This is a genomic window from Agrobacterium tumefaciens (assembly GCF_013318015.2).
Taxonomy (GTDB): domain Bacteria; phylum Pseudomonadota; class Alphaproteobacteria; order Rhizobiales; family Rhizobiaceae; genus Agrobacterium; species Agrobacterium tumefaciens.
Genome location: NZ_CP115841.1, coordinates 2,747,515 through 2,769,212, shown reverse-complemented (window position 1 = coordinate 2,769,212; position 21,698 = coordinate 2,747,515). Strand labels below are relative to the sequence as shown.

General features: G+C 59.3%; 25 protein-coding genes. 20 read left to right on the top strand and 5 right to left on the bottom strand.

From position 1 onward, the window contains the following. Positions 1-27 precede the first annotated feature (27 nt). The 8 genes from G6L97_RS13475 (at position 28) to G6L97_RS13440 (ending at position 7,930) form a co-directional block, all read left to right on the top strand. A complete protein-coding gene (locus G6L97_RS13475) occupies positions 28-1,560 on the top strand; it encodes a di-heme oxidoreductase family protein (protein ID WP_111782871.1) in 1,533 nt (510 codons plus the stop codon). Beyond that, a complete protein-coding gene (locus G6L97_RS13470; protein WP_111782872.1) occupies positions 1,560-2,681 on the top strand; it encodes an imelysin family protein in 1,122 nt (373 codons plus the stop codon). Before G6L97_RS13475 ends, G6L97_RS13470 begins: the two co-directional genes overlap by 1 nt. Before the next feature lie 4 nt (positions 2,682-2,685). Beyond that, positions 2,686-3,780, top strand: coding sequence for a DUF1513 domain-containing protein (locus tag G6L97_RS13465; protein WP_174002573.1), 1,095 nt, complete (start codon positions 2,686-2,688; stop codon positions 3,778-3,780). Positions 3,781-3,831: 51 nt separating this feature from the next. After that, positions 3,832-4,284 (top strand): TspO/MBR family protein, encoded by a 453-nt coding sequence (locus G6L97_RS13460; RefSeq protein ID WP_013635337.1) that lies wholly within the window; start codon positions 3,832-3,834, stop codon positions 4,282-4,284. 80 nt (positions 4,285-4,364) lie between these two features. Beyond that, positions 4,365-4,814 carry a PaaI family thioesterase gene (locus G6L97_RS13455; protein ID WP_003514669.1) on the top strand — a complete coding sequence of 150 codons (450 nt, stop codon included), beginning with the start codon at positions 4,365-4,367 and terminating at the stop codon, positions 4,812-4,814. Then, positions 4,811-5,449, top strand: coding sequence for a 5'-methylthioadenosine/S-adenosylhomocysteine nucleosidase (locus G6L97_RS13450; protein ID WP_065703706.1), 639 nt, complete (start codon positions 4,811-4,813; stop codon positions 5,447-5,449). The genes G6L97_RS13455 and G6L97_RS13450 overlap by 4 nt, the downstream gene beginning before the upstream one ends. Positions 5,450-5,531: 82 nt before the next feature. Beyond that, positions 5,532-7,109, top strand: a complete 1,578-nt coding sequence (guaA, locus tag G6L97_RS13445) for a glutamine-hydrolyzing GMP synthase (RefSeq protein ID WP_003514664.1) — start codon at positions 5,532-5,534, stop codon at positions 7,107-7,109. A gap of 104 nt (positions 7,110-7,213) precedes the next feature. Then, the gene (locus tag G6L97_RS13440; protein WP_065703704.1) at positions 7,214-7,930 is read left to right on the top strand and encodes a 2'-5' RNA ligase family protein; all 717 of its coding nucleotides are present in this window, start codon (positions 7,214-7,216) and stop codon (positions 7,928-7,930) included. Positions 7,931-7,990: 60 nt separating this feature from the next. Here G6L97_RS13440 and G6L97_RS13435 read toward each other — a convergent pair whose 3' ends face one another. Continuing rightward, entirely contained in the window at positions 7,991-8,158 is a 168-nt protein-coding gene (locus tag G6L97_RS13435; protein WP_003503889.1) for a hypothetical protein, read from the bottom strand. A gap of 211 nt (positions 8,159-8,369) precedes the next feature. On the opposite strand from G6L97_RS13435, the gene G6L97_RS13430 reads away from it, so the two are divergent. The 3 genes from G6L97_RS13430 (at position 8,370) to G6L97_RS13420 (ending at position 10,532) form a co-directional block, all read left to right on the top strand. Next, positions 8,370-8,717, top strand: a complete 348-nt coding sequence (locus tag G6L97_RS13430; protein WP_038492648.1) for an ArsC family reductase — start codon at positions 8,370-8,372, stop codon at positions 8,715-8,717. A gap of 12 nt (positions 8,718-8,729) precedes the next feature. After that, positions 8,730-9,206, top strand: a complete 477-nt coding sequence (gene ybaK / locus G6L97_RS13425) for a Cys-tRNA(Pro) deacylase (protein WP_065688399.1) — start codon at positions 8,730-8,732, stop codon at positions 9,204-9,206. 87 nt (positions 9,207-9,293) lie between these two features. After that, the gene (locus G6L97_RS13420; RefSeq protein ID WP_174002571.1) at positions 9,294-10,532 is read left to right on the top strand and encodes an aminopeptidase; all 1,239 of its coding nucleotides are present in this window, start codon (positions 9,294-9,296) and stop codon (positions 10,530-10,532) included. A gap of 1 nt (position 10,533) precedes the next feature. On the opposite strand, the gene pecM is transcribed toward G6L97_RS13420, so the two are convergent. Continuing rightward, positions 10,534-11,400, bottom strand: coding sequence for a 4-hydroxybenzaldehyde efflux transporter PecM (gene pecM, locus G6L97_RS13415; protein ID WP_111782874.1), 867 nt, complete (start codon positions 11,398-11,400; stop codon positions 10,534-10,536). Between the two features lie 81 nt (positions 11,401-11,481). Here pecM and G6L97_RS13410 point away from each other — a divergent pair, with 81 nt between their 5' ends. The 3 genes from G6L97_RS13410 to G6L97_RS13400 all read left to right on the top strand — a co-directional run bounded on the left by G6L97_RS13410 (position 11,482) and on the right by G6L97_RS13400 (position 14,060). Then, on the top strand, positions 11,482-11,982 hold the full coding sequence (locus G6L97_RS13410) for a MarR family winged helix-turn-helix transcriptional regulator (RefSeq protein WP_025592200.1): 501 nt from the start codon (positions 11,482-11,484) through the stop codon (positions 11,980-11,982). Positions 11,983-12,095: 113 nt separating this feature from the next. Beyond that, positions 12,096-12,803, top strand: coding sequence for a FadR/GntR family transcriptional regulator (locus G6L97_RS13405; RefSeq protein ID WP_019564469.1), 708 nt, complete (start codon positions 12,096-12,098; stop codon positions 12,801-12,803). A gap of 54 nt (positions 12,804-12,857) precedes the next feature. Next, on the top strand, positions 12,858-14,060 hold the full coding sequence (locus G6L97_RS13400) for a mandelate racemase/muconate lactonizing enzyme family protein (RefSeq protein WP_111782875.1): 1,203 nt from the start codon (positions 12,858-12,860) through the stop codon (positions 14,058-14,060). On the opposite strand, the gene xseA is transcribed toward G6L97_RS13400, so the two are convergent. Continuing rightward, positions 14,061-15,665: an exodeoxyribonuclease VII large subunit gene (gene xseA / locus G6L97_RS13395; protein WP_111782876.1), complete on the bottom strand. Its 1,605-nt coding sequence runs from the start codon at positions 15,663-15,665 to the stop codon at positions 14,061-14,063. A 190-nt stretch (positions 15,666-15,855) separates the two neighbouring features. On the opposite strand from xseA, the gene G6L97_RS13390 reads away from it, so the two are divergent. Beyond that, on the top strand, positions 15,856-16,098 hold the full coding sequence (locus G6L97_RS13390; protein ID WP_038489554.1) for a hypothetical protein: 243 nt from the start codon (positions 15,856-15,858) through the stop codon (positions 16,096-16,098). 11 nt (positions 16,099-16,109) lie between these two features. Further along, the gene (locus tag G6L97_RS13385; RefSeq protein ID WP_111782877.1) at positions 16,110-16,481 is read left to right on the top strand and encodes a hypothetical protein; all 372 of its coding nucleotides are present in this window, start codon (positions 16,110-16,112) and stop codon (positions 16,479-16,481) included. On the opposite strand, the gene G6L97_RS13380 is transcribed toward G6L97_RS13385, so the two are convergent. Further along, the gene (locus G6L97_RS13380) at positions 16,478-17,461 is read right to left on the bottom strand and encodes a Gfo/Idh/MocA family protein (RefSeq protein WP_003514640.1); all 984 of its coding nucleotides are present in this window, start codon (positions 17,459-17,461) and stop codon (positions 16,478-16,480) included. The genes G6L97_RS13385 and G6L97_RS13380 overlap by 4 nt on opposite strands. A gap of 179 nt (positions 17,462-17,640) precedes the next feature. Between G6L97_RS13380 and G6L97_RS13375 the strand changes: the two genes are divergently transcribed. The 4 genes from G6L97_RS13375 to G6L97_RS13360 all read left to right on the top strand — a co-directional run bounded on the left by G6L97_RS13375 (position 17,641) and on the right by G6L97_RS13360 (position 20,691). Continuing rightward, positions 17,641-18,201: an isochorismatase family protein gene (locus tag G6L97_RS13375; protein WP_111782878.1), complete on the top strand. Its 561-nt coding sequence runs from the start codon at positions 17,641-17,643 to the stop codon at positions 18,199-18,201. Next, complete coding sequence (locus G6L97_RS13370) at positions 18,201-19,184, top strand: GlxA family transcriptional regulator (protein ID WP_111782879.1); 984 nt, start codon at positions 18,201-18,203, stop codon at positions 19,182-19,184. Before G6L97_RS13375 ends, G6L97_RS13370 begins: the two co-directional genes overlap by 1 nt. A 111-nt stretch (positions 19,185-19,295) precedes the next feature. Next, complete coding sequence (locus G6L97_RS13365; protein ID WP_080800638.1) at positions 19,296-20,246, top strand: aldo/keto reductase; 951 nt, start codon at positions 19,296-19,298, stop codon at positions 20,244-20,246. A 1-nt stretch (position 20,247) separates the two neighbouring features. Then, the gene (locus tag G6L97_RS13360; protein ID WP_003514632.1) at positions 20,248-20,691 is read left to right on the top strand and encodes a GNAT family N-acetyltransferase; all 444 of its coding nucleotides are present in this window, start codon (positions 20,248-20,250) and stop codon (positions 20,689-20,691) included. Here G6L97_RS13360 and G6L97_RS13355 read toward each other — a convergent pair whose 3' ends face one another. Next, positions 20,692-21,582, bottom strand: a complete 891-nt coding sequence (locus tag G6L97_RS13355) for a LysR family transcriptional regulator (RefSeq protein WP_111782880.1) — start codon at positions 21,580-21,582, stop codon at positions 20,692-20,694. It abuts the gene before it with no gap. Between the last annotated feature and the right edge of the window lie 116 nt (positions 21,583-21,698).

Below are 21,698 nucleotides of genomic sequence, written 5' to 3'. Positions count from 1 at the left end.
CGCAGATCGCTGCGGCCCGCCATTCCCATGCTTTCCATGAACTCATCGCTGCCGCGGATCCACAAGCCGTTATTCTTCGCCGGGGCAGCCTGCCTTGTGGCATCGATGGTGCTTGCCGCGCCGCTTCGTGACGATCTGACGGAAAAAGACCAAAGCCGCGTTCAGGCTGTCACCGCGCCGACAATGGATTTTACCATGCCGGAGCCCTTCGAGGCCATGTCCGGCGGGGCAACGACCAGCACCCATAAAGCCGATAGCGGCGCGTTTTCGCATCCATCCGCAACAATGCCGTTTGAGCGAAAACAGGATTTCAAGCTCGGCAATGCGCTGTTCCAGAAGCTCTGGGTGTCTTCCCCCTCCTCCACGCAAGCCTCAGACGGGTTGGGGCCGCTCTATAACGCCCGATCCTGCCAGGCCTGCCATGTGAAGGACGGCAGAGGCCGACCGCCACTTGCCGGCGAAGATGCCGTCTCCCTGTTTCTGCGGCTGGCCCGGCCTGCCCGCAACGAGGCGGAACGGGCAGCGATTGCGCGCCACGAGGTGTTGAATTTTCCCGACGAGACCTATGGCCGGCAGCTTCAGAACGTTGCCATTCCCGGCCTCGCTGCAGAGGGCAAACCTGTCGTCACCTATATCGAGAAACCCGTGCGGCTGGCCGACGGCGAGGTGGTGATGCTGCGCAAGCCAGACTATGCCGTGGCAGGCCTGCACTATGGCCCCCTGGGCGTCGATACGACTTTGTCGGCGCGGATTGCCATGCCAACCCTTGGGCTTGGGCTGATCGAGGCCATTGCCGATGCCGATATTCTGGCCGGCGCCGATCCGGATAACAAAAATGGCGACGGCATTTCCGGGCGCCCTGCTTTTGTACGGGATCACCGGACCGGCGAAGTGAAGCTCGGCCGATTTGGCTGGAAAGCCCAGAACGCCAGCGTCCGCGACCAGAGCGCCAGCGCCTTCTCCCACGATATCGGCATTTCCACGCCGGATGCACAAAACGCCTATGGTGATTGCACCGACGTTCAAAAAGACTGTCTTGCCATGCCGACCGGCGTGCAGCCACGGCTTGGGCCAGTGGAGGCGCCGGACCCCATTCTCGATCTCGTGACCTTTTACACCGAAAACCTTGCAGTGCCGCAGCGCCGCGATGTGGGTGATCCCACCGTGTTGCGGGGAAAGCAGCTTTTTTACGCATCTGGCTGCACATCCTGCCATACACCGAAATTCGTCACCCGCCGTGACGCTGCCGACCCCATGCAGTCTTTCCAGCTGATCTGGCCCTATTCGGATTTTCTGCTGCACGACATGGGAGAGGAGCTTGCCGATGGCCAGCAGGTGGGCGAAGCAAGCGGGCAGGAATGGCGAACCCAGCCGCTCTGGGGTATCGGTCTGACGCGAAGCGTGAATGGCAACGGTTTTTACCTGCATGACGGGCGGGCGCGCAGCCTGACAGAAGCGATATTATGGCACGGCGGCGAAGCGCAAAAAGCGCGCGATGCCTTTGCCGCCTTGCAAAAATCCGACCGGCAGGCTTTGCTGGCTTTTCTGGAGTCCCTTTGATGAAAAATGCCATGCGAAAAATACCCGGTCTCATCTCCGTGCTGCTGCTTTTGGGTATGCGGCCCGCAATGGCGCAGGATGTGGAGCTGATGCCGCCGCCACCACTCGACCCCGTACAGGTGCCGGGCGTGATGGAAAAAGCGGTGAACGGTTTCATCCGTCCCGGCTATGACCACTTCCGGCAATCGGCAGAGAAGCTGGAAGGCAGCATGAAGGCGTTCTGCGCCGCCCCTTCCAAAACGACGGATGAGGCGGCCAAAGCGGCCTTTGCCGATACGGTCTCCAACTGGTCAACCATCGAGATCGTTCGGGTCGGTCCGGTGATCGAGCACAACCGCTTCGAACGTGTGCTCTATTACCCAGACAAGAAGGGTCTTGGCCTGAAACAGGTACAGCGTTACCTTGCGGAAAAGGACGAAAGCGTCACCAGCGCCGAGAGCCTGAAGGGCAAGAGTGTCGCAGCGCAGGGCCTAGGCGCGCTGGAATTCGTGCTCTACGGCACCGATGCGGGTGATCTGTTCGACAAGAAGGGCGATTTCCGTTGCCGCTATGGCGCGGCGATTGCCGGCAACGTTGCCAATGTGGCGGCGGAGCTTTCCGACAGCTGGAACGCACCTGATGGAGCGAAGAAAAACTGGACGCAGCCCGGCGCGGATAATCCCGTTTTTCGCGATGAGCGTGAGGCGCTGGTTGCGCTGCTTGGCATTCTCGTGCACGGCGCCGAAGCAATCCGCGACCAGCGCATAGAGACGTTCTACAAAGGGCCGGACAAGGCGAAGTTTCCCCGCACGGCGATCTACTGGCGGTCCGGCCTGACGTGGAAAAGCATTGCCGCAAACATCAAGGCCGTTCAAACCCTCCTGCACACGGCCGATATGGTCGAACTCGTGCCATCCGACCAGCGCTCCATCGTCAACTCCATCGATTTCATCGCCAAATCGATGATCCGCATTGCCGGAACGATTGATACCAACGTGGAAAAGGCCCTTGATGACGACCAGCAACGCGCCAAGGTGGATTACCTGCTGCTGAACGGCAAAGACCTCATCTACCGCCTCAACGACCAGTATGGCGGCGCAATCGGTCTCAGCTCCGGCTTTTCCTTCGCCGACGGAGATTGAGGCGGTGATATCATGCAAAAAGCCGACGCTGATAGACAGGCGTAGCTTCATCAAGGCGGCGGGCATTCCGTTCCTAGCGACGCTCGCTCCCGGCTCGCTGCATGAGCTTGAACGCGCCGACGCTGTCTTCGCTTCCGCTTTTCGCGCTCATGACGGTTCCTACGGCATTGCGACTGTGAGCGAACGCGGCGAGATCATCGACCGTGTTGCGCTCCCGGCCCGCGCCCATGGAATGGCAACGAGCCATGCGACCGGCATGACAGTGGCCTTTGCGCGCCGGCCCGGCACCTTCTTCATGGCCTTTGACCCCGCGCGACGCCGCGAGCCTGTCGTGATGCACACGCCGGAAAACCGCCACTTCTACGGCCACGGACAATTTTCTCCCGACGGTGCGATCCTCTACGCCAGCGAAAACGACTTCGATGGCAATCGCGGTGTTATCGGGCTTTACGATGCGCGCAACGGATTTGCCCGCATCGGTGAATACGACGCCCACGGCATTGGCACCCATGACATGACCGTGAGCGACGATGGCAGGCTGATCGTGATCGCCAATGGCGGCATCGAGACCCACCCGGATTTCGGCCGAACCAAACTCAATGTCGACAGCATGCAGCCGTCGCTCGTGCTTCTGGACGCCGCCAGCGGCCAGTTGATCCAGAAACATACGATGCCAGACCAGTTGCGACAGCTTTCCACCCGCCATGTCGATCTCGGCGATGACGGGCGTGTCTGGTTCGCCTGCCAATATGAAGGACCGCGCAACGATCTTCCGCCGCTTGTTGGCCATTTCTCGAAGGGCGAGGACCTTGCCTTCGTCGATCTACCAGAGCAAACGACGGTGCGCCTTGCCAATTATGTCGGTGCCATCGCCGTCAACCGGCGCGATGGCCTGGTGGGCCTGACCTCACCCAATGGCAACGCGGCCGTGACGCTGGATGCGAAAACCGGGCGTGTTGTATCCGAGACGACCGTTCGTGAGGCTGCGGGCGTTGCCCCCGCCACAAAGGGCATTGCGGTTTCTTCCTACGACGGATTTTTCGAGGCTATTCGCAGCGACGTGGCGTGGGACCAGCATATCGTGCGTATTTCGGGCTAAAATACTGAAAATGCACCGGAACAAAAAAGACCAAAAAGCATTTGAGGCGTCATGAAAAACCTGTCCGTGTATATCATTTTCGTGGTTGTGGTTGTTGCGCTGGGTGCGCTCATCGGCATCAACAACGTGCCGGGCGAATGGTACCAGTCGCTTCAGAAGCCGCCATTCAACCCGCCCAACTGGATATTCGGCCCTGTTTGGACAACGCTCTACGTGATGATCGGCATTACAGGCGCGCGAACATGGATCGTGAGACCGGCGGGCACGCGCATGCGTCTCTGGTTCACGCAGCTGGTGCTGAATTTCCTGTGGTCGCCCATCTTTTTCGGCATGCAAAGCCCGACAGGCGCGCTCGTCATCATCGTGCCTATGCTGATCTGCATTCTGGCTTTCATTGCGCTCACCTACAGTCGCGACCGCATCTCCATGTGGCTTTTCGTGCCCTACGCCCTTTGGGTCGCCTTTGCCACGCTGCTGAATGCCAGCATCGCCGTGCTGAACTAATTGCTCCTGCGGCACTTGCCTTGCCCGCCGCCACACGCCATGTCAGTTTGCGGTGAGGAAAAAAGCAGGCAGGTAAGCCAATGGAGATCACGGATCCCGGCGATTTTCGTCAGCGGATAGAAAGAAGCTTTGCGCGGCAGGGTGTGGTGCAGGCAATCGGTGCGCAGATAAGCCGCATCGAACACCGTCTGGTGGAAATCGAGCTGCCGTTTCATGAAAAGCTGACACAGCAACACGGCATATTGCATGCCGGTGTCATTGCCGCGGGCCTGGATACCGCCTGCACCTATGCCGCCTATACGATCATAGAGCCGGAAGCCTCGCTGCTGACAATCGAGTTCAAGGTCAACCTCATGTCGCCCGGGCGCGGCGAGCGGTTCCTGTTTCGTGGCGAAATCATCAAGCCGGGCAACAACCTGATCGTTGCCGATGGCCGCGCTTACGCCCTTTCCGACGGGCCGGCGAAGCTCATCGCCTCCATGACAGGCACGATGATGGTGGTGAAGGGCCGCGAGGATATTACCGGATGAGCTACCGGCTTTTGCATGTTGCAGACAAATCCATACTTTTCGTGATGGCGGCTTCCGCCGAATACGGCCCCCACCTGCAGGCGCGCATCGCGCCCTTGATGACCGGCGTCGGCCCGGTCGAGGCAGCGATTTCGGTCACGGCAATTCTTGCCGGTCTCAATGCGGCGGACCATCTGCCTGATCTTGTCGTTTCGCTCGGCTCCGCCGGCTCGCGGACGCTCGACCAGACTGGCATCTATCAGGCGATTTCTGTTGCCTATCGCGACATGGATGCCTCAGCCTTCGGTTTTGAAAAGGGTCGCACGCCGTTTCTCGATCTGCCGGCCGAGGTGGCCTTGCCCCTGCGCATACCCGATATTGCCGAGGCGCGACTTTCCACGGGCGCCAACGTCGTCTCTGGTGCCACCTATGGGTCGATCGATGCCGATATGGTGGAAATGGAAACCTATGCCGTGCTCCGGGCCTGCCAGCGCTTCGGCGTGCCGCTCATCGGCCTGCGCGGTATTTCCGATGGCAGGGAAGATGTGAACCATGTGGACGACTGGACGGAATACTTGCATATCATCGATGAAAAGCTCGCAGACGCCGTCGACAGGCTTTGCCGCGCTATCGAAGATGGTGCGATCACCCTTTGAACCTCGCGATTTTAGTAAATTTCCGCTGTTAGATGCCCGCTTCCGGGTTGCCTAAAGCCGCCATTTTCTTTAAAGGCTCGCCATGACCCAGATAGCCCATCCCGACAGCATTCTCATCATCGATTTCGGCAGCCAGGTGACGCAGCTGATTGCGCGCCGCATTCGCGAAGCCGGGGTCTATTGCGAAATCCACCCGTTTCAGAATGCCGCAGAGGCGTTTGAGAAGCTCCAGCCCAAGGGCGTGATCTTCTCCGGCGGCCCCGCATCTGTCACGGCGGAAGGCAGCCCGCGTGCGCCGCAGGCGGTGTTCGACAGCAAGGTTCCGATCCTCGGCATCTGCTACGGCCAGCAGACGCTCTGCACCCAGCTCGGCGGCGTTGTCGAGGGCGGTCACGCGGCGGAATTCGGGCGCGCCGATATCGACATCAAAAAGGCAAGCCCTCTGTTCGACGGTTTCTGGGAACAGGGCAAGAGCTATCCCGTCTGGATGAGCCACGGCGACCGCGTGACGAAACTGCCGGAGGGTTTCGAGGTTATCGCAACCTCCGAGAACGCACCCTTCGCCATAGCTGCCGACGAGACACGCCACTATTACACCACCATGTTCCACCCGGAAGTGGTGCATACGCCAGATGGCGGCAAGCTGCTCTCCAACTTCGTGCACAAGATCGTCGGTCTCAAATCCGATTGGACGATGGCAGCCTATCGCGCCGAGATGATCCGCAAGATCCGCGATCAGGTCGGCACCGGGCGCGTGCTCTGCGCACTCTCCGGCGGCGTCGATTCCTCGGTTGCGGCGATCCTCATCCATGAGGCGATCGGTGACCAGCTGACCTGCGTTTACGTTGATCATGGCCTGATGCGGCTTGGCGAAAGCGAGCAGGTCGTCGGCATGTTCCGCGATCATTACAATATTCCGCTGGTACATGTGGATGCCGCAGACATGTTCCTGGGCCAGCTTTCTGGCGTCTCCGACCCGGAAGTGAAGCGCAAGACTATCGGCCGTTTGTTCATCGAGGTCTTCGAGGCGGAAGCTGCCAAGATCGCAGCAGACGGCAAGGGTGCTCCGAATTTCCTCGCGCAGGGCACGCTTTACCCTGACGTCATCGAGAGCGTTTCCTTCTCCGGCGGTCCTTCCGTCACCATCAAGAGCCACCACAATGTCGGTGGCCTTCCCGAGCGCATGAACATGCAGCTGGTGGAGCCGCTGCGCGAGCTCTTCAAGGACGAGGTGCGTGCGCTTGGCCGTGAACTTGGCCTGCCGGAAAGCTTCATCGGGCGCCATCCCTTCCCCGGCCCGGGTCTGGCGATCCGTTGCCCCGGTGCGGTCACCCGCGAGAAGCTCGATATTCTGCGCAAGGCAGATGCGATCTATCTCGACGAAATCCGCAAGGCGGGTCTTTACGACACCATCTGGCAGGCCTTCGCAGTGCTCCTGCCGGTGCAGACCGTGGGCGTCATGGGTGACTACCGCACCTATGACTTCGTCTGTGCGCTCCGCGCCGTGACCTCCGTGGATGGCATGACGGCGGATTTCTACCCCTACGACATGAATTTCCTCGGCCGCGCCGCGACCCGCATCATCAACGAAGTCCGCGGCATCAACCGTGTCGTCTATGACGTGACGAGCAAGCCGCCCGGCACGATCGAATGGGAGTAAAACGAAGGCGGAGCAATTCCGCCTTTTGTTCCTCTTTTGTTCTTTATTTTATCACCGCGCAATGATAGGTTTCCGGCCTTGGCATAAGGCTGTGGAGCATCGTCATGGAGTGCGAGTTGGCGGACGAAAGAGCCTTAAGGCAGCTTTGTTTTGATGGGCTGGAGCCGCAGAAAATACGGCGCATTAATCCGCGCTTTCGAAACAAGCTCCTGCTACTGCTGAAGCCACCACGGCAATTGGCGGAAAGAATTTTTGTCGATGCGTCGCATCATGCCAAGGGGCGGACAACCCGCGAGGCATATCCCGCCGAGCTTCTGCACATAACCCTGCTGTGTTTGGGATGTTTCGAGACAATCCCTCACGGACTGACAAGCAGGCTGAAGGCAGCAATGGGTGCTGTAAACGCGCGGCCTGTTCCGGTCACCCTGGACGCAAGCGCGCTTTTCGGCAGTCGCAATAGTCTGGTGCTGCGAAACGGTGGTGATCTGCCGGAGATCAACGCTCTGGTGAAGCTGCTGCAACGCGCGCTTCGACAGGCAAACCTTCCCTATATCGCGGCACCATCTTACACGCCGCATATCACGATGATTTATGGCTGCGGGAAGATAGAGCCGATGCCGGCAGGAAAACCCTATAGCTGGCTTGCGGGTAATTTCGAGCTTGTTTTCAGCCATAATGGCGAAACGCGACATGAATCCCTTGGACGCTTCGCACTCTCCGCAAAAGCAGATCGTTATGAGCCGCTCGAAAGCCAGCTGCATTTACCGGATAAACTGATCGGTCCGAGAAAACGGCCGAACCGAAAGCAGGCGGAACGCTAAGGCCCGCCAACATATACGCACGAGCGAGGCGATGTCGCCTCGCTGCAAACGATAATCAGCTTAGAGCTGAACCTTGTCGAAAGCCTTGCCGTCGATGCCAAGCGCTTCGAGGTCGGCGCGGGCCGGCTTGCGATGCGCGCGGACAGCGGCCGAAACCGAAAGTGCGGCACCGAGAACGGCGAAAGTTTCGCCAAAGAAGTTACGCGATGTCTTTGCAACCTGACGCATTTTTCTCTCCATCTTTGATGCCCAGATAATGGGCATTTTTGTCCTCTGCTACAACTCATGATGTAGCAGGGAAGCCATGCAGCTTTGCTCGCGCTCGTTTGGATGTCAGATACTGCATTTTTGCATGGCTCGAATTCCGTGCTTCAGGCTGCGGGTTGAATACGGCGCATTATTTGTTATGCCGGAAGTTCAAGACAAAGAGGCAGGCAACATGACGGTCACCATTTACGGCATCAAGAACTGCGACACGATGAAAAAGGCCAGAAGCTGGCTGGAAGCCAACGGTGTCGACTATTCTTTCCATGACTACAAGACGGCAGGTATCGACCAGGCCCATCTCGAAACATGGTGCGATGCCGCGGGCTGGGAAACGGTTCTGAACCGGGCCGGCACTACCTTCAAAAAACTGGACGATAGCCAGAAAGCCGATCTTACCCGCGAAAAGGCCATTGGCCTGATGCTGGAGCAGCCCTCCATGATCAAGCGACCGGTGCTGGAGGCCAAGGAGGCGATAACCGTCGGTTTCAAGCCGGAAACCTATCAGTCCCTCTTTGCGTGAGCGCAGGCCACCATGTCCAAGACAACCCGCGCTACGCAGATGCTGACCAAGGCCGGTGTGAACTTCACCACAGTTACCTATGACTACGACCCGAATGCCGACCGGATCGGCCTGCAGGCGGCCGAAGCTATCGGCGAACCGCCACATCTGGTTCTGAAAACATTGATGGCTGAGCTGGATGGCAAGCCGGTCTGCGTCGTCGTCCCGTCCGACCGGGAAGTGAGCATGAAGAAGCTCGCCGCCGCCTTCGGGGGGAAATCTGCCAGCATGATGAAGCCCGCCGATGCGGAGCGGGCAACCGGTTATCATGTGGGCGGCATCAGCCCTTTTGGACAGAAAAAACAGGTTCCGACCGCCATAGAGACTGGAGCCATGACCCATTCCTATGTCTACATGAATGGTGGCCAGCGCGGTTTGCAGGTAAGGCTTTCCCCCGGCGACGCGCAGGCCGCGCTGAAAGCCGTTGTCGCACCTTTGGTGGCCGATTGACGTCTCGACACAGCTTTGAAAGCATTTGGCTTTCGAAGCGAATGGGCTATGGTCGGCGCCTCCGATTGAAATATACGAAGGCAGATCATGACTGTTTCCCCCATCGATCCCGTCAAACTCGAGAAACTGGCTGAAGTCGCCGTCAAGGTCGGCCTGCAATTGCAGAAGGATCAGGATCTGGTGATCACCGCTCCGCTGGCGGCGTTGCCGCTGGTGCGGTTTTTGACCAAACACGCCTATCTTGCCGGCGGCGGGCTGGTCACCACCTTCTATTCCGACGAAGAAACCACGCTTTCCCGCTACCGCCACGCCAGCGACGCCAATTTCGACCGGGCTTCCGGCTGGCTCTATGACGGCATGGCCAAGGCCTATGCCAATGGCGCGGCGCGGCTTGCGATTGCCGGCGACAACCCCATGCTGCTGGCCGAACAGGATCCCGCCAAGGTGGCGCGCGCCAACAAGGCCAATTCCACGGCCTATAAGCCGGCGCTTGAGAAGATTTCCAACTTCGATATCAACTGGAACATCATCTCCTATCCAAACCCGTCCTGGGCGAAACAGGTCTTTCCCGGTGTGACGGAAGACGAAGCGGTTCGCAAGCTCGCGGACGCCATCTTCACCGCTTCGCGGGTAGATCTCGCCGATCCGGTCGCGGCATGGGCGGAGCATAACGCCAATCTCGCCAAGCGTTCGGCATGGCTGAACGGTGAACGTTTCTCGTCGCTGCATTTCACCGGTCCCGGCACGGACGTGAAAATCGGCCTGGCGGACGGCCACGAATGGCATGGGGGCGCTTCCACCGCCAAGAACGGTGTCACCTGCAACCCGAACATTCCGACGGAAGAAGTGTTCACCACACCGCATGCGCTGCGCGTGGATGGTTACGTGTCCAGCACCAAGCCGCTTTCACATCAGGGAACGCTGATCGACGATATCCAGGTGAAGTTCGAAGGCGGCCGCATCGTGGAAGCCAAGGCTTCGAAGGGCGAAGCCGTGCTGAACAAGGTGCTCGATACCGACGAGGGTGCGCGGCGTCTGGGTGAAGTGGCACTGGTGCCGCATTCCTCGCCGATTTCGGCAAGTGGCATCCTGTTCTACAACACGCTGTTCGACGAAAACGCCTCCTGCCACATTGCGCTCGGCCAATGCTATTCGAAATGCTTCGTTGATGGTGCTTCGTTGTCGCAGGATCAGATCAAGGCGCAAGGCGGCAATTCCAGCCTGATCCACATCGACTGGATGATCGGTTCCGATAAGGTGGATATCGATGGCGTGAAGCCGGATGGCTCCACAGTTCCGGTGATGCGCAAGGGCGAATGGGCCTGAGCTATTTCGGCAGCTGGCTCCGCTGACTGAGCCAGATGCTGAAAAGCACTGCAACGAAGCCGACGATTTGCGCTGGCGTGAGGCTTTGGCCGAGCGCCAGCCAGCCGAGCAGGGTCGCAACGACAGGGCTTAGGAAACCGAGCGAGGCTGCAGCCGAGGGTTCGATGCGGGCGAGACCCCGGAACCACAGAAAATAGGTCAAGGCGGCGCCAATAATGCCGAGATAGGCCATGCCGAGAATATTGGCCGCGGTAGGTGCAGGCAGGGCCGGTTCCAGGAAATATGCGACCGGCAGAAGCAGAATGCCTCCAGCCGTCAATTGCCAGGCCGTAAAGGTGAGGTTCGACACCGGCGGTCGCCATTTGCGGGTGAGCACGGTTCCAAAGGCCATGGATACGGCGCCTGCAAGACCCGCAGCCACGCCGACGGCATCCAACGCGGCAGCGCCCGGCGCCAAAACCAGAAGTGCGACGCCTAAAATACCCAGAAGACCAGCGACAATGGCCAGCGGCCGGACCGGCGCGGCGAGAAACAGCCGCGAAAGGCCGATAACGATCAGGGGTTGGATCGCACCCACAGTCGCGGCTACACCACCCGGCAGCCGGTAAGCCGAAACGAAAAGCATCGCCCAGAAAAACGAGAAATTCAGCGCACCTAGAATAAGGCTGCGAGACCACCAGATGCCCTCCGGTAGTTTTCTGACCAGAAGCAACAGCAATATGCCGGCCGGCAAGGCGCGCAGCATCGCAACATGGAATGGATATCCATGCGGCAGGAATTCGGTGGTGACGAAGTATGTCGTCCCCCAGATGGCGGGGGCAAGTGCCGTCACCAGCACATCGGCGGCATATGTGGTAGTTTTCTTCATTTCAAGAATCTCTACATCAAGATAAATACAACTTAGCCAATTTTATCTTGACGTCAAGATATCAGTTGTTATGCCTTGGTGATGAACAAAGAACCGATTGATCACGTCGATCACATTCTGGCGCAATGGCGCAAGGAGAGGCCCGATCTCGATGTCGAGCCAATGGGGCTGCTTGGGCGCTTGAAACGGCTAACCACGCATCTCGGTCGCGAGGTGGAGGCGGTGCTGCTGAAACACGGCCTCTCCTCTTCCGCTTTTGATGTGCTGGCGACATTACGGCGCGCGGGCGCGCCCTACCGGCTTTCGCCCGGTGATCTGCTGGCCATGACAATGGTAAGCTCCGGCACGATGACCAACCGGATCGACCAGCTGGAAAAAGCGGGTCTGGTGGAGCGCATCCACAACCCGCAGGATCGTCGCAGCGTATTGATATCATTGACGGAGCGGGGATTTGCCATTGTCGAGGACGCGGTCAGCGCCCATGTCGAGAACCAGCAACGGCTGGTCGCACAGCTCAGCGAAGAAGAACGCACGGCGCTGAACAAGCTTGTGAAGCGGTTTCTACAGGGGTTTGAAGCTTAGTTCCCTAAAAAGCGGACAGGAGCCAGCAATCGCGCAGGTTATGGCGCTTGTTTCGGCAATAAAAATCCTATAAGCAATTTTCCGTTAACCTGTCCTACAGGTTGGAGGAGCGATTGTATAAGCCCATTTCGCAGGAAACCGATCTCGTCAGCAGCGCGATTGGCGCAATCACGCGCCACATTCGCGAAAACGAACTTGCCCCCGGAGCGAAGCTGCCCAGCGAGCTTTCGCTCTCGCAGCAGCTCGGTGTCTCGCGCACCGTGGTTCGCGAGGCTTTCCGGTCCTTGTCGGCCATGCGGCTGATCGATGTCAGCGTCGGCAAGCGCGCCACGGTGGCGACGCTGGATCATGGCGCGATGTCGCTGATGTTCGAACATGGCATTCACACCGAGCAGATCAACATCCAGCAGATTTACGACGTGCGCCGCACCATCGAAGTCAGAACCGTGACATTGGCGGCGTTGCGGCGAACGGATGCGGAGGCGCTCACCATTCTCGACCACGCCAACAATATGGAGCGGGACTTCGGTAATAGTGACAGGGTCATGGAACACGACCTTGCCTTTCACCTTGCCGTTGCCAGAGCCTCCAAGAACCCGGTTTTCGAACTCATTCTCGGCGCCTTTCAGAATGTGACGCGCCAGACATGGCCGATCGGCTGGAAGAGCCGCAAATCCGACGCGCAGCGTCATGCCGCGACTGAACTTCATATCGCCATCGGACAGGCCATTGCCGCGGGCGACCCGCAAACGGCCTCAACACTTATGGCGCGGCATTTCGATGAAAGCGTGCATGCGCTTCTGGCCGCCGGCATTGCCTGATTTTTCAAACGCAGTTCCAGACCGAAAACTGCCTGCCTCTGGAGGAGACACTTCATGAAAATTACGAAACTCGAAACCGTCCGCGTGGCGGAACGGGCAAACCTGCTCTGGGTTCTGGTCCACACGGATGAGGGCATTACCGGACTTGGTGAAACCTTCTACGGCGCCGAGACGGTTGAAACCTATGTGCACGAATATATCGCACCCCGCGTGATCGGCCGCGATCCGCTGCAGATCGACCTTCTAGCACAGGACCTCGTCGGTTATCTCGGCTTCCGTTCATCGGGGGCGGAAGTACGCGGCAATTCGGCCTTCGATATCGCGCTTTGGGATATTTTCGGCAAGGCCACCAACCAGCCTATTGCGCAATTGCTTGGCGGCTTCAGCCGCAGGGAAATCCGCACCTACAATACCTGCGCGGGCACGGAATATATCAAGAAGGCGACCGGCCAGCAGACGGCCAATTACGGCCTGTCCGGCGGCAAGGATTATGACGACCTCAACGGCTTCCTGCACCGGGCCGACGGGCTTGCCCATTCGCTGCTGGAAGACGGCATCACGGCCATGAAGATCTGGCCTTTCGATGCGGCGGCGGAAAAGACGCGCGGCCAATATATCTCGATGCCTGACCTGAAAAGCGCGCTCGAGCCGTTCGAGAAAATTCGCAAGGCGGTGGGCGACAAGATGGATATCATGGTGGAGTTTCACTCCATGTGGCAGCTGCTGCCCGCCATGCAGATCGCCAAGGCGCTCACCCCTTACCAGACCTTCTGGCACGAAGATCCGATCAAGATGGACAGCCTTTCCAGCCTGACGCGTTATGCCGCCGTTTCACCCGCGCCGATTTCCGCATCGGAGACGCTCGGCTCACGATGGGCTTTCCGAGATCTCCTGGAAACTGGCGCCGCCGGCGTGGTGATGCTTGACATCAGCTGGTGTGGTGGACTTTCCGAAGCGCGCAAGATCGCTTCCATGGCCGAAGCCTGGCATCTGCCGGTTGCGCCGCATGATTGCACCGGCCCGGTGGTACTCTGCGCCTCCACGCATCTGTCGCTCAACGCACCGAATGCGCTGGTTCAGGAAAGCGTGCGCGCCTTCTACAAGACCTGGTACCGCGATCTCGTTACCGCATTGCCGGAAGTTAAAAACGGCATGATCACCGTGCCGCCGGGTGCCGGCCTTGGCATGGAGCTGCATCCCGATATTGAAAAGACCTTCACCGTCAGCCGTCGTTTTTCAGATGCGGCATCGATCTGATCAGAACAGACTGCCCTGATTTCCCGGGTCGGAAGAGGCCGGTTTCACCGGCTTCTTTTTGGGAGCGGCAGGCGTGGGAACGTCAGATGATGGAGTAGCCTCGCCTGTCGTCAGGGCGGCCACGCGACCGTCGGCGAACTCCATCGACACCACAGCGCCGGACGCGATGGCAGCAGCCCGGGTCAGGGGCCGGTTCTCCTCGTCGCGGATGACAGCATAACCGCGGTTCAACACATTCTTGTAGGACAGCGACTGCAGGATGCGGTCATGGGCAGCAAGGCCCGAGCGGTTCTGCGCCATGCGGTGAAGCACGGCGGTATCGGCACGTCGCGTTGCGGTGACGACCCGTTCCTTCTGCCGCTCCAACTGGCCGAGCAAGCGGGCGGGCAGCGAACGCAGCGCGGAATTGGTCGAGGAAATTCTCGACTGCGCCTGCAACAGGCGGCGCTCCACAAGCGCCTCGGCCCTCTGCATGCGTTCCGTAACACGCTGGCGATGCTGCCGCAGGCCATTCAGCAGGATTTCCGGCCTCAGACCCGAAGTAGAGCGTTCGAACGCGCGGCGCTTGTTGAGCGTCGTCATTTCAAGCCCGCGACCCAAACCGCTTGCGGCCTCGTCGAAACGACGGCGCGGCAGAGCCAGAAGCTGGTCAAGCGATGGCAGCGCACGCACCAGAGCACGCACGCCCTGTCGGCGATTGTCCATTTGGCGTGATACCGAGCCGGAAAGGCGCGCCGCAAGGCCGGAGAGCTGCGCCTCCAGTTCCGCACGCACCGGCACGGCCATTTCGGCGGCACCCGTCGGTGTCGGTGCGCGCACGTCGGCGGCGTAGTCGATCAGGGTCGTATCCGTCTCATGCCCCACAGCGGAAATCAGCGGGATTTCGCTCTCGGCAGCGGCGCGCACGACGATTTCGTCGTTGAAGCTCCAGAGATCTTCCAGACTGCCGCCACCACGGGCGACGATCAGCACGTCGGGGCGCGCAATCTCACCGCCGGGCTGAAGCGCATTGAAACCGCGAATGGCGTTCGCCACTTCCTCACCCGAGCCTTCCCCCTGCACCTTGACCGGCCAGACGACGACATGGACCGGAAAGCGATCCGAAATGCGGTGGAGAATATCGCGAATGACTGCGCCCGTGGGCGATGTGACAACACCGATGACACGCGGCATGAACGGCAGGCGGCGTTTGCGTTCCGCATCGAACAGCCCTTCCGCCGCCAGACGCCGGCGGCGGTCCTCCAGCAAAGCCATCAGCGCGCCCGCTCCGGCCGGTTCCAGGCTTTCTATGACGATCTGATATTTCGAGGAGCCGGGAAAGGTGGTGACCTTGCCGGTGGCGATGACCTCCATGCCCTCTTCCGGGCGGAACTTCAGCCGCGAGAAAGTACCCTTCCAGATAACCGCATCGATGCGGGCGCGATCGTCCTTCAGGGAGAAATAGGCGTGACCCGAAGAATGCGGACCCCGGTAGCCGGAAATCTCGCCGCGCACCCTCACCTGATCGAAAGCCGTCTCCACCGTTCGCTTGATGGAACCCGACAGTTCGGAAACCGAGAACTCGGCAAGATTGCTCAATGCGGCATTGGAGAAAATATCGCTCATGCCCGTTTGTAACCAAAACCCGTCGATTCGGAAATGCCGGTACTGGCCGGGTCTATTTTAACGGCGGTGAAACCATATCCTCAACTAACGAGTTAGGAAAATGGGTGAGGGAGGAGAAAACAAGGGTTCGTTAGGGAAGAGGACGCTACGTCTTATCCCAGACCCGGCAACCAAAGAGGAGGCGGCATTCATGATTTTTCTTACCGCCACATTGCTCGGCGTAACCGCAGTTGCGTTGCGTTCGGTATTCAGCATCATTTTCATCTGCCTGATGGTTATCGGCGCCTATGGTGTCGCACTGGCGATTTCTGCAACCGCCGTGCCGCTGATGTCGCTGCTCCTGGCGCTTGCGGGTTATAATTTCGGCGTTGTGAGTGTGGTCATCGGCCTTCTCGTGCTGCAACGTCCGCGCTCCACCCAGCCGACGCTTTAAAGCACACGGCCTTGCGGCTTCGCCACTTCGCCCTGACCGAGGTTTACGGACTGGCTGTAGACCTTTCCATCTCTTTTCTGCTGATTTTTTATATCGGCATCGACCCGCTTGCCGCCCGTCTTCCGGGCGCTTTGGCAGGGCTTGCGACGAGTTGGAGGCTAAACCATTCGAATGGCGATGGCCGCAATGAGCTGAACGGCTTTCTAATGAACGCCGTCACGCTTATCTCCCGCATGGTTGGCGTCGGGCTGTTCGCCCTGCTGCAATGGCGCAATCCACTGGTGCAGCCGCTGGTCCCGCTTGCCTTTTCGGCACTCGCGGCACTGGTGCTGGCGCTTTACGGCTATAGGCGGCTTCAAAAGCAGCGTGCGGATCAGGATTAAACCGTCTCCCAACCGTCCTTTTCCGCCGCACGGTAGATGGCATCGATGAAAAGCTGGTTCTTCCTCGAGCTTTCCAGGGTGACGACCTCGCCCTCACCTTTCACCGCGCGGGCAAAGGCCTCCGCCTCCAGCTTGTACTGGCGACTATCCTGAAACCGGAAGACTTGCGACTGGTTATGGCCCTGGTTGGTCAACTCGATTTCCTCCGCACCCCAGCGATTTGCATTGAAGGGAGACTTGATCTCGATGTACCCGTCCGTGCCGTGGAAAACCATCAGCTGGCGGGCGGCAAGCTGCGTCGCCAGATAAAAGCTCAGTTCGAAGCCGCCGAAATCGGCCCTGACGCTGGAATAGATATCGGTGCCGAATTCCTTATCACGCTCGACGCTCGCCTGTACGCGCTTCGGCTCGGCACCCGTGGCAAAACGGGTGACGATGGTCGGGTAGACACCGATATCCGGCAAGGCCCCGCCGCCCAGTTCGGGAATATTGCGCATATTGCCGGGATCGCGGTTGAAGTAGCTGAAAGCGCCCTGCACATGCTTCAGCGTTCCGATTGCACCTGATGCCAGCAATTCCTTCACCTTGGCCCAAACAGGAGAATAGGTGACCATGAAAGCCTCCGACACGACAACGCCATTGTCGTCCCGCGCCGCGATGATGGCGTCGATCTCTTCAGCCTTGAGTGCGATCGGCTTTTCACACAGCACGTGTTTGCCGGCATTGGCGGCTTTTATGGTCCATTCCACATGTTGCGAGGTGGGAAGCGGAATATAGACGGCATCGATGACATCGGACGCAAGCATTTCCTCATAGGAGCCGAAGGCATGCGGGACGGAAAAACGATCTGCAACCGCGCGCGCCTTGGCATGATCGCGGCTGGCGATGGCGCTGACCACACAGTTCCGCGCATCCTGAATCGCCGGAATGACGTGATCCTGAGCGATTTTCGCCGTTGAAATTATTCCGAAGCGCAGCATCTCATTCTCCCACTCTGTAATTCCGGGAACTTACCACTGTCGCGACGCCTGGCAAGTCGCACGAAACGTAACTGCAAACGCTATGGCCGGATTCGTCCTTCCTTTGTCGGTTTCCATGCTTTTATCCAGCCTTTCAAAGGTGAATTATGCTATGCATGAACCCAATGGAGAATCATGAAATGTCCTCTTCTCACACAGCACTCCTTGTCATCGACGTTCAGGAATCCTTTCGGCACACCCCCTATTTCGAGGAAAGCGAACTTCCCGCCTATCTGGAAAAACAGCAGGCACTGATCGACGGCGCCAAGGCATCGGGCATTCCAATCGTGCAAATCTTTCATGTCGATGGCGACCGGGCCTTTGCAGAGGAGAGCGCCTATATTCGCGCGCTGGAAGGTGTGCGCATTACCCCTGACGTCACCTTTCGCAAGAACCGCCACTCTGCTTTCGCCGGCACCGGCCTCGATATCTGGCTGACGCAAAAGGGTATCAACCGGCTGATCGTATCCGGCATCCGCACCGAACAGTGCTGCGAAACGACCACACGGCATGCATCGGACCTCGGTTACACAGTCGATTACGTCACCGAGGCGACGCTTACCTTTCCAATGACGCACGCCTCAGGCACCGTGTTCAGCCCTGATGATATTCGCACCCGAACCGAGCTGGTGCTGGCCGGTCGCTTTGCGCGCATCGCAACCGTCGGCGACGTTCTCGAAACGGTACGAAAGGCCGCCTGATGGACAATGGCGGCACGCGGACCATTCCCTTTTATACGCTTGTGCCGCCACACGCGCTGTTGCTCGATATTGCCGGCCCGCTGGAGGTGATCCGTTATGCCAACGCGGAACAGCGGGACGTCCATTTCGACTGCCGTTACATCGCGGAACATGACCAGCAGCAATCCTCCATCGGCCTTGGGCTTTGCGGGCTGGAGGCCCTGCCCGAGAACCTGCCGGACAATGCTTTCCTGCTGATTTCCGGCAGCATCTCCCGATTCGACAACGCGCCGGAGATGAGACGGGAGCGGCAGGCGCTGGTGGCATGGTTGCGCCGCGCAGTGCGCTCGGACACCACAGTCATTTCCATTTGCTCCGGCGCACTGCTGGCGGGCGAAGCAGGACTTTTCGACGGGCGGAGCTGTACGACACATGCGGATTGCATCGAAGCGCTGCGCCGCACCGCACCGCTGTCGCAGGTGGCCGAAAACCGTCTTTTCGTAGAGGATGGCAACCGCTTCTCCAGCGCCGGTATTTCCACCGGCACCGACCTCATGCTGCATGTCGTTTCCCGACTGACATCGCCTGCGGTCGCGGCGCGCATTGCCAAAAACATGGTCGTTTATCTCAGGCGCAGCGGCAATGATCCGCAAATCTCCCCTTGGCTTACCGGCCGCAACCACATTCACCCCGCCATTCACCGGGTGCAGGACCGGGTGATGACTGAACCGGCTCAGGACTGGTCGCTGGAACGGCTGGCCGATATTGCCGCACTCAGCGAGAGGCACCTGTCCCGCCTGTTTCGCGAGCATACCGGCATCAGCGTCATCGACTACGTCAACCTGATGCGGGTCAATCTTGCCCGCGACATCCTTGCAAACAGCCGTCTGGATATGGAAGCCATTGCCGAGCAGGCGGGCTTTGCCTCCGCCCGGCATTTGCGGCGCGTGTGGCAACAGCACAATCACCTCCCGCCCAGCCACTATCGCGGCTTTCAGGCCTGATCTCACCCGCTTTTGCCCGTTGCCTGATGAATGCCATCAAAGGAATTGAATGGTTATGCCGGCAAGTAGTTGATAACCTTGCCGCCAAAGACAGCAACAGGAGCATTCCCCGTGGAAAAACGAAGCCTTGGCCGCACCGGCCTCTCCATCGCCCCGATCGTCTTCGGCGGCAACGTGTTCGGCTGGACAGCGGACGAGAAGACTTCCTTTGCCCTGCTCGATTCATTTTTCGACGCCGGGTTCAACGCCATCGACACGGCAGACGTCTATTCCGCCTGGGTGGACGGGCATGAGGGCGGCGAGTCGGAAGCCATCATCGGAAAATGGCTGAAACAGTCGAGCGTCAAGCGTGAGGACGCGGTGATCGTTACCAAGGTCGGTTTCGACAATCGCGGTCAGAAGACAGGCCTCAGCGCCAAATGGATCGCAGAGGCTGTCGACGCCTCGCTGAAGCGGCTGCAAACCGACTATATCGATCTCTACCTCGCCCATAAGCCGGACGCGGATGTGCCGCTGGAGGAAACGCTTGCAGCCTTTGCAAAGCTGAAGGAACAGGGAAAGATACGCGCCATCGGCTGCTCCAACTATTCGGTGAGCCAGCTTCAGGAAGCGCTGGACACGGCCGCGAAGAACGATCTGCCCCGTTACGATGTGCTGCAGCCGGAATATAATCTCTACAACCGTGCGGATTTCGAAGGCCCGCTTGCCGATCTTTGCGTCGCCCAGGAAATTGGTGTCATCAATTATTATAGCCTCGCGGCCGGATTCCTCACCGGGAAATATCGCGCCAAGGCGGATACCGAGGGCGTCGCCCGCAGCTACCGGGTGGGTGAATATGTCAACGCCCGCGGCCTTGCCGTTCTGGGCGCCATGGATGCGGTTGCCGTGGAAACCGGAGCCAAGCTTGCCGATATCGCGCTGGCGTGGCTATTGCGGAAGAAGGCCGTGACGGCACCGATTGCCAGCGCCACCAGCCTGTCGCAACTCGAAAGCTTCAAACGCGCCGTCAATCTCAAGCTGACGGATGAGATGATGACGCTGCTCGACAAGGCGGGCGCGTGACATGGATCTTGTAATTCGCGACGCGGAGCCGGAAGACCGGGCAGAATGGCTGCGCCTGTGGAACGACTATCTCGCCTTCTATAACGTACACCTTGCCGAGGAAGTTACGGACCATACATGGGCGCGTATCCTCGATCCGGCATCACGCGTTTCCATGCGCGTGGCTCTTCTGGGCGACAGGATGGCCGGTTTCGCCATCCATCACTTCCATGATTCCACCTGGGTGAAAACGCCCGACTGCTATCTGGAAGACCTGTTCGTTGACGGCGCGATCCGTGGCAAGGGAACAGGCCGGGCGCTGATGGATGACCTCATTGCCATATGCAAGGAAAAGGGCTGGTCCCGGCTTTACTGGAACACTGACGAGCACAATCACCGTGCCCAGAAGCTTTACGACAGCTACGTCAAAAGCGACGGCCATATCCGCTATCGCATCAAGTTCTGATCACCCTCTGAAGCGGAAGAAATCCACGAAAGCCCTTAGCGCCGGGCGCATCTGCCGGCGCGAGGGGTAATAGATATAAAAACCATCAAAGGGCGCGCACCAGTCCTCCAGCACCCGGACCAGCCTGCCTTCCTTGATGTCGTCTTCTACGCGCTGTTCGAAAACGAAAGCCAGACCCGCGCCGTCAATCGCCGCCCGGCGAATAAGGCTCTGGTCCGACAGGATGAGCGGCCCCTGCACATCGACCACCAAAGGTCTGCCGTCCTTTTCCAGCTCCCAGCGGTAGAGCAGACCGCTGGAGAAGCGACGGAGAATACAGCGATGCCGCATCAAATCCCTCGGCTCACGGGGCGGGGGATTTTCTGCGAAATAGGTGGGCGCGCCGACAATCGCGCCACGCCATGGGCCGCTCGCCTTCACGGCAATCATATCCGCTTCAAGATTCTCGCCGAGCCGCAGGCCGGCATCGAAACCTTTTGCGACAATATCCTCGAAGCGGTCATCGGTCGAAATCTCCAGCGAGATATCTGGATATAGCCGCAGGAACTCGCCAAGCCGGGGCATGATCAGGTCCTCCGCCGCAAGTCTTGGCAGGGTTATCCGCAACGGTCCGGCCGGCCTTCCGCCATGCTCGGCAAGCGTATCGATGACGGCATCGATTTCAGCAAGGGCCGGCCCAAGCGTCTCGAGAAGCCGCCTGCCCTCCTCTGTCGGCGAAACGCTGCGGGTGGTACGATGCAGCAGGCGCAGGCCAAGGCTCGCTTCGAGCGACGATACTGCATGGCTGACGGCGGAAGGCGCAATGGCAAGTTCGGCGGCAGCTTTACGAAAGCTGCGGCCTTCGGCAACGGCAGCGAGGACAGCGAGTTGAGAGAGTTGCACACGGTTCATTGTTCTAAATAATAGAACAACCCGCAACGATTTGCAGCGATTATTTTTGCCGTCTTAGGGCGCTATCTTCTCACCACGCCCCTGACAACGGGCGGCTCCTCATGGAAGGACGAACA